Consider the following 6,877-nt stretch of genomic DNA (forward strand, 5'->3'; position numbering starts at 1 on the left):
ATTAGATCTGCTTGTCCACAACCAATGCTGCTTCACAATGCGTACGAGGATCCGTTTTGACATCCACGGGCACTCGATCACCGATCTTCACTTCCTGAGGCAGACGCACCAACGCCACCGTGAAGGGACCTTCAGGAACACGAGCGATAGACGTGCAGGGATATTGCGTGCCGTTGAGTACAACGTAAGGAACTTCAACAAGCAACGCCGGATCGAAAGCCACATCAAAGGCCACCAACTGCATACGGTCATAATTGCCGGCCTTAAAACGAGCTTCCGTCAGGGCTCGACCGATAAAGATACGATCCGGATCATCGAAATTCAGAGCACCTTCAAGACCGGTTTCAAGCGGGCTAGAGCTTTCGTCAAGTTCGAGTCCGGCAGCTGGTTCGCGAGCAAAGATTCGCAACGCATCCCACCCGGTCTGTTCCCCTTTCTTTGCTCCGGCCTTGATGAGGTTGTCACTCAACGCCTTGATGTTAGCTTCAGGACCAATCGCCAGACACATCCATCCCATATCGATGAAACGAATGCCGAGGCTCTCCACTATATGTCCCGGCTGGAGGGATATGCCATCAATCGGAAGCTTGCCGACAAAGTAGAAACCTGCAAGCGATTCAACGCCAACATCGGCTTCAAAGGCAACGCTCACCTGACGAATCCAAGCTTGGAGAGCATCGGTCTCATCTCCAGCAAGAATGATTTCGTAGGCGTCAGTTGCGCGGCGCGCTACCCAGGGCGTACCCAACACACCACCGGTGGCGTTCATCGCCACCGAACGTTCCACTCCACCCACGGCAAGCTCCGTGACGTCACTCGTCAGCAGTCGAGCCAAAAACTTTTCTGCTCCCTGCACCTTGAGAATCGTCACAGGGGTGTCATTGAAGATCACAAGATCCAAAGCCATTTTTTCTATTTTTCGTTAAGTAGTGGTTTTCAATAATCAGTCTTCGCGCACACAGTCGAGCATGTACTTAATCGTGCCGTCCGGCTGCTTGACCTTTACGAGACCGTGAACGTCGCTTTCAAAACCAGGGAAGCGGCGCGTGAAGTCGCGCGCAAAGCGCAAATATTCAACAATCTTGGAATTGACGCGCTCGCCCGGCACCAAGAGCGGGATTCCCGGCGGATAGGGAGTCAACAGCACAGCAGAGATACGCCCTTCCAAAGAGTCAATTGGCAAACGATCAATTTCGCCGTGTGCGAACTTGGCATATGCATCGGTCGGACGCATTGCGGGGATCATTTCAGAGGTGTACATCTGCGTGGTCAAACGTGCCACGTCATAATCGCGATATACCTCGTGCACGCTCTGGCAGAGATCACGCAACCCCATACCTTCATAGTGCGGGAACTCAGAGAGGAACCGCGGCATCACACGGTACAGCGGCGAATTGGCGTCGTATGCATCCTTGAACTGCTGCAGTTCCGTCACCATCGTGTTCCAACGGCCCTTCGTGATGCCGATCGTGAACATGATGAAGAACGAATAAAGCCCCGTCTTTTCAACAATGATGCCGTGCTCTGCCAGGTACTTCGTCACAACCGCTGCAGGAATACCCGTTTCGGAGAAGTCCCCTTCCACAGACAACCCCGGCGTCACGATCGTGCCCTTGATGGGATCGAGCATGTTGAAGCCTTCTGCCACGGGTCCGAACCCATGCCAGCTTTCGTTGGCGTGCAACATCCAGTCTTTCTGTGTGCCGAAACCCTCGCTCGGCAACTTTTCCGGTCCCCAAACGGTGAACCACCAGTCGTCGTAGTTTTTGCCGACTTCTCGCATCGCTCGACGGAAATACACGGCTTCGGCAATGGACTCTTCAACAAGAGCCTTTCCTGCACGTCCCTCCATCATGGCCGCTGCCACGTCGCAGCTCGCAATAATCGCGTACTGCGGCGACGTTGATGTGTGCATCATGAACGCTTCGTTAAAGCTCGAGCGATCCAGCTTTTCCGTTTCAGAATCCTGAATACAAATTTGACTTGCCTGGGAAATACCAGCCAAAAGTTTGTGCGTCGAGTGGGTCGCAAAAACCATGCTCTTCTTGGTGCGCGGCTTGTTGCGATCAATGGCGTGCATGTCGCTGTAGAAAGGCGAAAATGCCGCATGCGGCAACCAGGCCTCGTCAAAATGAAGGATGTCCACCTTGCCGTCGAGCTTTTCCTTGATCACTTCATCGTTATAGACAATGCCGTCGTACGTCGACTGCGTGATCGTCATAATGCGCGGCTTGGCATTCTTGTTCTTGATCAGCGGATTCTTGGCAATCTTTTCCTGAATCGTTTCCCAATCGAATTCGGAACGCGGGATCGGGCCGATGATGCCGTAATGGTTGCGCGTTGGCATCAGGAACACAGGAATAGCGCCCGTCAGAGTAATCGCGTGAAGAATCGACTTGTGGCAGTTACGGTCCACAATCACGATGTCCCCCGGAGCCACCGTATAGTTCCAGACAATCTTATTTGACGTGGATGTACCGTTGGTCACAAAGAAAAGATTGTCACACCCGAAAATGCGAGCGGCATTCTGTTCAGACTTTGCCACAGGGCCGGTATGGTCCAGCAGTTGGCCCAGTTCTTCCACGGCGTTGCAAACGTCAGCACGAAGCATGTTCTCACCGAAGAACTGGTGGAACATCTGACCTACAGGACTCTTCAGAAACGCCACGCCCCCCGAATGCCCTGGGCAGTGCCATGAATAGGAGCTATCAGCCGCATAGTGCGTCAACGCACGGAAAAACGGCGGCGGCAAGCTTTCAAGATATTGACGGGCTTCACGAACGATGTAACGCGCCACAAACTCAGGCGTGTCTTCGAACATATGAATAAATCCGTGCAGTTCACGCAACACATCGTTTGGGATCGAAGGCGCCGTCTTCGTTTCACCGTACAAGAAAATCGGCACGTCCGGATTCGAGCTTCTGACTTGATGCACAAAGGCGCGCAATTCCGCAATGGCTTCGTTTTCTTCGCCGGTATCGGAAAAATCATCGTCATCAAGACTCACGATAAAAGCTGACGTGCGACTCGCTTGACGCGCAAGACTCGAGAGGTCAGAAAAAGTCGTAACGGCACTGACCTCCTGCCCTTGCGCTTCGATGGCTTGTGCAAGGTCGCGAATGCCAAGACCGGAAACGTTTTCCGAATGGTAATCCTCGTCAATGATGACGATCGGGAAGTGGTATTTCATAGCTGGAAACGCAAAGGAAGAAACCTCCCGCCAAAATCTGGTCTTGGCAAGAGATCACTGTTAATGAAAAATAAGGCGCCATTTGCGAAAAAATGGGAAATTTCGCAAGCAGTGCAAGTATATCGGCAACGCTCTCGTTCTTAAATACAGCTCCTGTACGCGCATCCGCTCTTTGCCCCGTCAACGGCTAAAATAAGCCCACTTTCAGAAAACTCTCAATCGATAGCCACTCTGCCGAATTTCACAGCATGGATCCCGCGTTTATGTCTCACAGTCCCGTTCAGAAAAATACCTCTCACGCCGGTCGTCTCTTTATGGTTACAGCCCCCTCCGGAGCCGGCAAAAGCTCACTGGTTAAAGCACTCCTCGAGCGCGACTCTGAGATTGAGCTGTCGATTTCCCACACTACGCGTGCTCCGCGCCCAGGCGAAGTTAACGGTCGCGAGTATCACTTTATTTCCGTCAATGAGTTTGAAGAGCGCAAAGCACGCGGCGAATTTCTCGAGTCCGCCCTTGTGCATGGCAACTACTACGGCACAAGCCGCGTTTGGATTGAGCAGCGAATGGCTGCGGGTAAAGACGTTTTGCTGGAAATTGACTGGCAGGGAGCCCGGCAGGTACGTTCTCAATTTGAAGGTACTGTGGGCATCTTCATTCTGCCGCCTTCCATTGACGCTCTAGAAGCACGTCTGCACAAACGCGGCACCGACAGCGAAGCCACCATCACTCGCCGTCTGATGGGGGCCGGAGCGGAAATTGCCCACGCTCCTGAATTTGAGTTCGTTATAATTAACGATAGCTTTGACGTTGCTTTGTCGCAACTGATCTCCGTAGTGACAGCTTCGCGCCTGAATTTCGAAAATCAGGCCGCGCGCCACCGTGAACAGTTCATCTCGCTCGGCGTCCCTGTCTGATCTCTACCCCGCAGCAACGATTTCCTACTTTTGTAAAAAGAAAATGGCACGCATTACTGTTGAAGATTGCATGAAGAAGATTCCGAACCGTTTTGAAATGGTTCTCTGCGCCGCATACCGCGCTCGTCAGCTCAACGACGGTCACGCACCGCGCGTTGATGCCAAGGACAAAAACACCGTGATCGCTCTGCGCGAAATTGCGCAGGGTAGTGTGTCGCGCGAAATGCTTGAACGCGTTTCCTAATTTCTTGCTTCACTCGGGCAACGGACAACCGTTGCGTTGCCCGCAAGCGAAACCAAGCGCTGCCTATCCTATAAAACTATTTGGGCAGCGCTTTTTTATTTTTACTCATTTTTCGGAAAAGGTCCTATGCTGTTTACCGCCCCTCAAACAGCCCCGGCAACGACTCTGCCCGGCATCATTCGACCTCAACATCCTCATGTCGGCCAGTCCAACGAAGACGACTACGATGCTGCTTATCTGGACGCTCGTGCCGATGACATCGTCGGTCAGGAAGCTGACCTCCCTCTCTTTTCTCCCGTCGAGAAAGTCACTAAAGTCGTCACCTCTTCCGAACTGCTCGCCCGTTGCAGTCAGTTTCTTTCTAAAGCAGACGTAGAACGCGTTCGTCAAGCATTCATGTACGCCGACGATGCGCATCTGGGGCAATTCCGCAAATCCGGCGAGCCGTACATCACGCATCCTCTGGCTGTGGCAAACATTCTGGCTGAGTGGCGTCTTGACTCCACCACCATTTGCGCCGGCCTCATGCACGATGTGCTCGAAGATACGCCTGTCGCCAAAATTGAAATGGTGGAGCGTTTTGGCGTGGAAGTAGCTGAACTCGTCGACGGCGTGAGCAAGCTTGACAAGTTGCGTTTTTCTTCCAACGAAATCGCGCAGGCTGAAAGCTTCCGCAAGATGTTGCTCGCCATGAGCCGCGATGTGCGCGTGATCTTCGTGAAGCTCGCCGACCGTCTGCACAACCTTCGCACGCTCGGCGTGATGCGCCCGGACAAACGTCGCCGCATCGCCAAGGAAACACTGGAAATCTATGTGCCGATTGCGCACCGTCTAGGGCTCAATACCGTTTTCCGCGAACTGCAGGAGTTGTCCTTCTTCAACCACTACCCGCGTCGTTACGAAATTCTTCGTGAAAACGTGATTCTCACACGCGGCAATCGTAAGGCTGTTCTAGAACGCATCCTGCGTGAAACGCGTTCAGCATTACCCAAATGCGGCATTGTGGCTCAAGTCCAGGGAAGAGATAAGACCATCTACGGTATATACAACCGCATGCGTGACACGCATGCTTCCTTCTCCGATGTTTTGGACATCTACGGCTTTCGTGTAATCGTTCGTACGCGCGAAGAGTGCTATCTCACTTTGTGCGCCTTACACCAGCTCTATAAACCTGTTCACAACCGCTTCAAAGACTTCATTGCGATCCCGAAAGCAAACGGTTACCGAAGTCTTCACACCACCGTCATCGGTCCCTACGGCACTCCTGTTGAGTACCAGATTCGTACGGAAGAAATGCACCGCATTGACGAGATGGGTATTCTTTCTCACTGGATCTACAACGACAGCATGGATACCAGCGGTATCCAGAACATGGTGAAATCCTGGCTGCAAAGTCTGATGGAAATTCAACGTACCAGTGCTGACAGCAGTGAGTTCCTTGAAAACATCAAGATCGACCTCTTCCCGGATCGCGTCTATGTCTTCACTCCGAGAAGCAAGATCGTGAGCTTGCCGCAAGGCTCTTGCCCTGTTGACTTTGCCTATCAGATTCACACCGATGTCGGCAACAAGGCAATCGGTTGTCGCATCAATGGAGAGCAGCAACCGTTGTCAACGCCGCTCAAAAACGGCGACATGGTAGAGATCATCACAGCGCCCGATGCAGAACCCGATCCTCAATGGATCAGCTTTGTGCGCAGCGGTAAAGCTCGTGCAGAAGTCCGCCAGTATCTACGCACGCGCAATCCTGAAGAATCGGAAGCTTTGGGTCGTAAAGTGCTCGCCAAAGCTGCCCAGGAAGCACAGCTCAACCTTCAAGCTATTCCTGAACCCATTTGGCGTGAAGTGCTTCGTGATGCATCCATCGGAACACGCGAACAACTCTATATTGATATTGGTCTGGGGCACATGCCGGCAGCCGGCATCATCGGTCAAATCAAGACTCTGCTACAGGTAAAAAAACCGGAACATCCTGCAAGTGAAACCACGGTGACCATCCGAGGCACCGAAGGTATGGCCGTTCAGTTAGCGACCTGTTGCCATCCCGTACCCGGCGACAATATTTGGGGCTTCATGCGCAAAGGACATGGGCTTTCCGTACATCGCGCTGACTGCGAACACGTTGCGCGCGGACGGCAAAATGCCCCGCAACGATGGATGCCGTTGGCGTGGCAAGCAGAAAACGCCGAAGAGGCTCGTTTCTTTGTGCCGCTGGATCTGGAAATCACCGATGATCGGGCAACATTGGCTTCAGTCGCCACAGAACTCAGTTCTGCAGGATCAGCTATTGTGGGTGTTAATGTCGAACCCAACAAGGAAGGTAAAGAATCTTTGAATCTGATGATTCAGGTTCGAAGCCGATTGCACTTGATGCACATCATGCGAGCGCTCAAACGGATCCCGACTGTGTTGAGCGTAGCTAGACGCTTGGATGGCGACAAACGCATCTTCTTGCCGACAGAGGATCGGTAGAGGTAGCCCGAACTTCCGATCAAATGATCCCTAACGGAGGACTTTCGGGGGGAGAGC

The 6,877-nt window shown here is 52.8% G+C and carries 5 protein-coding genes; 3 read left to right on the forward strand and 2 right to left on the reverse strand.

Translation table 11 applies throughout. From position 1 onward, the window contains the following. Nucleotide 1 precedes the first annotated feature (1 nt). The gene (locus DW133_RS09240; RefSeq protein WP_118276369.1) at nucleotides 2-907 is read right to left on the reverse strand and encodes an aminomethyltransferase family protein; all 906 of its coding nucleotides are present in this window, start codon (nucleotides 905-907) and stop codon (nucleotides 2-4) included. A gap of 36 nt (nucleotides 908-943) precedes the next feature. Then, nucleotides 944-3,190, reverse strand: a complete 2,247-nt coding sequence (locus DW133_RS09245; protein ID WP_118276370.1) for an arginine/lysine/ornithine decarboxylase — start codon at nucleotides 3,188-3,190, stop codon at nucleotides 944-946. A gap of 263 nt (nucleotides 3,191-3,453) precedes the next feature. Here DW133_RS09245 and gmk point away from each other — a divergent pair, with 263 nt between their 5' ends. The 3 genes from gmk to DW133_RS09260 all read left to right on the forward strand — a co-directional run bounded on the left by gmk (nucleotide 3,454) and on the right by DW133_RS09260 (nucleotide 6,820). Next, nucleotides 3,454-4,104, forward strand: a complete 651-nt coding sequence (gene gmk, locus DW133_RS09250; RefSeq protein WP_118276371.1) for a guanylate kinase — start codon at nucleotides 3,454-3,456, stop codon at nucleotides 4,102-4,104. 43 nt (nucleotides 4,105-4,147) lie between these two features. Then, the gene (gene rpoZ / locus DW133_RS09255) at nucleotides 4,148-4,348 is read left to right on the forward strand and encodes a DNA-directed RNA polymerase subunit omega (protein WP_118276372.1); all 201 of its coding nucleotides are present in this window, start codon (nucleotides 4,148-4,150) and stop codon (nucleotides 4,346-4,348) included. A 126-nt stretch (nucleotides 4,349-4,474) separates the two neighbouring features. Then, the gene (locus DW133_RS09260) at nucleotides 4,475-6,820 is read left to right on the forward strand and encodes a bifunctional (p)ppGpp synthetase/guanosine-3',5'-bis(diphosphate) 3'-pyrophosphohydrolase (protein ID WP_118276373.1); all 2,346 of its coding nucleotides are present in this window, start codon (nucleotides 4,475-4,477) and stop codon (nucleotides 6,818-6,820) included. Nucleotides 6,821-6,877: the final 57 nt, after the last annotated feature.

This window comes from Sutterella sp. AM11-39 (genome assembly GCF_003472385.1).
GTDB classification, from domain to species: Bacteria; Pseudomonadota; Gammaproteobacteria; order Burkholderiales; family Burkholderiaceae_F; genus Duodenibacillus; species Duodenibacillus intestinigallinarum.

What these genes read in the sequence shown, in the direction of transcription:
- DW133_RS09260 (WP_118276373.1), top strand. Translation starts at nt 4,475, where the DNA reads ATGCTGTTTACCGCCCCTCAAACAGCCCCGGCAACGACTCTGCCCGGC.
- gmk (WP_118276371.1), top strand. Translation starts at nt 3,454, where the DNA reads ATGTCTCACAGTCCCGTTCAGAAAAATACCTCTCACGCCGGTCGTCTC.
- DW133_RS09245 (WP_118276370.1), bottom strand. Translation starts at nt 3,190, where the DNA reads ATGAAATACCACTTCCCGATCGTCATCATTGACGAGGATTACCATTCG.
- DW133_RS09240 (WP_118276369.1), bottom strand. Translation starts at nt 907, where the DNA reads ATGGCTTTGGATCTTGTGATCTTCAATGACACCCCTGTGACGATTCTC.
- rpoZ (WP_118276372.1), top strand. Translation starts at nt 4,148, where the DNA reads ATGGCACGCATTACTGTTGAAGATTGCATGAAGAAGATTCCGAACCGT.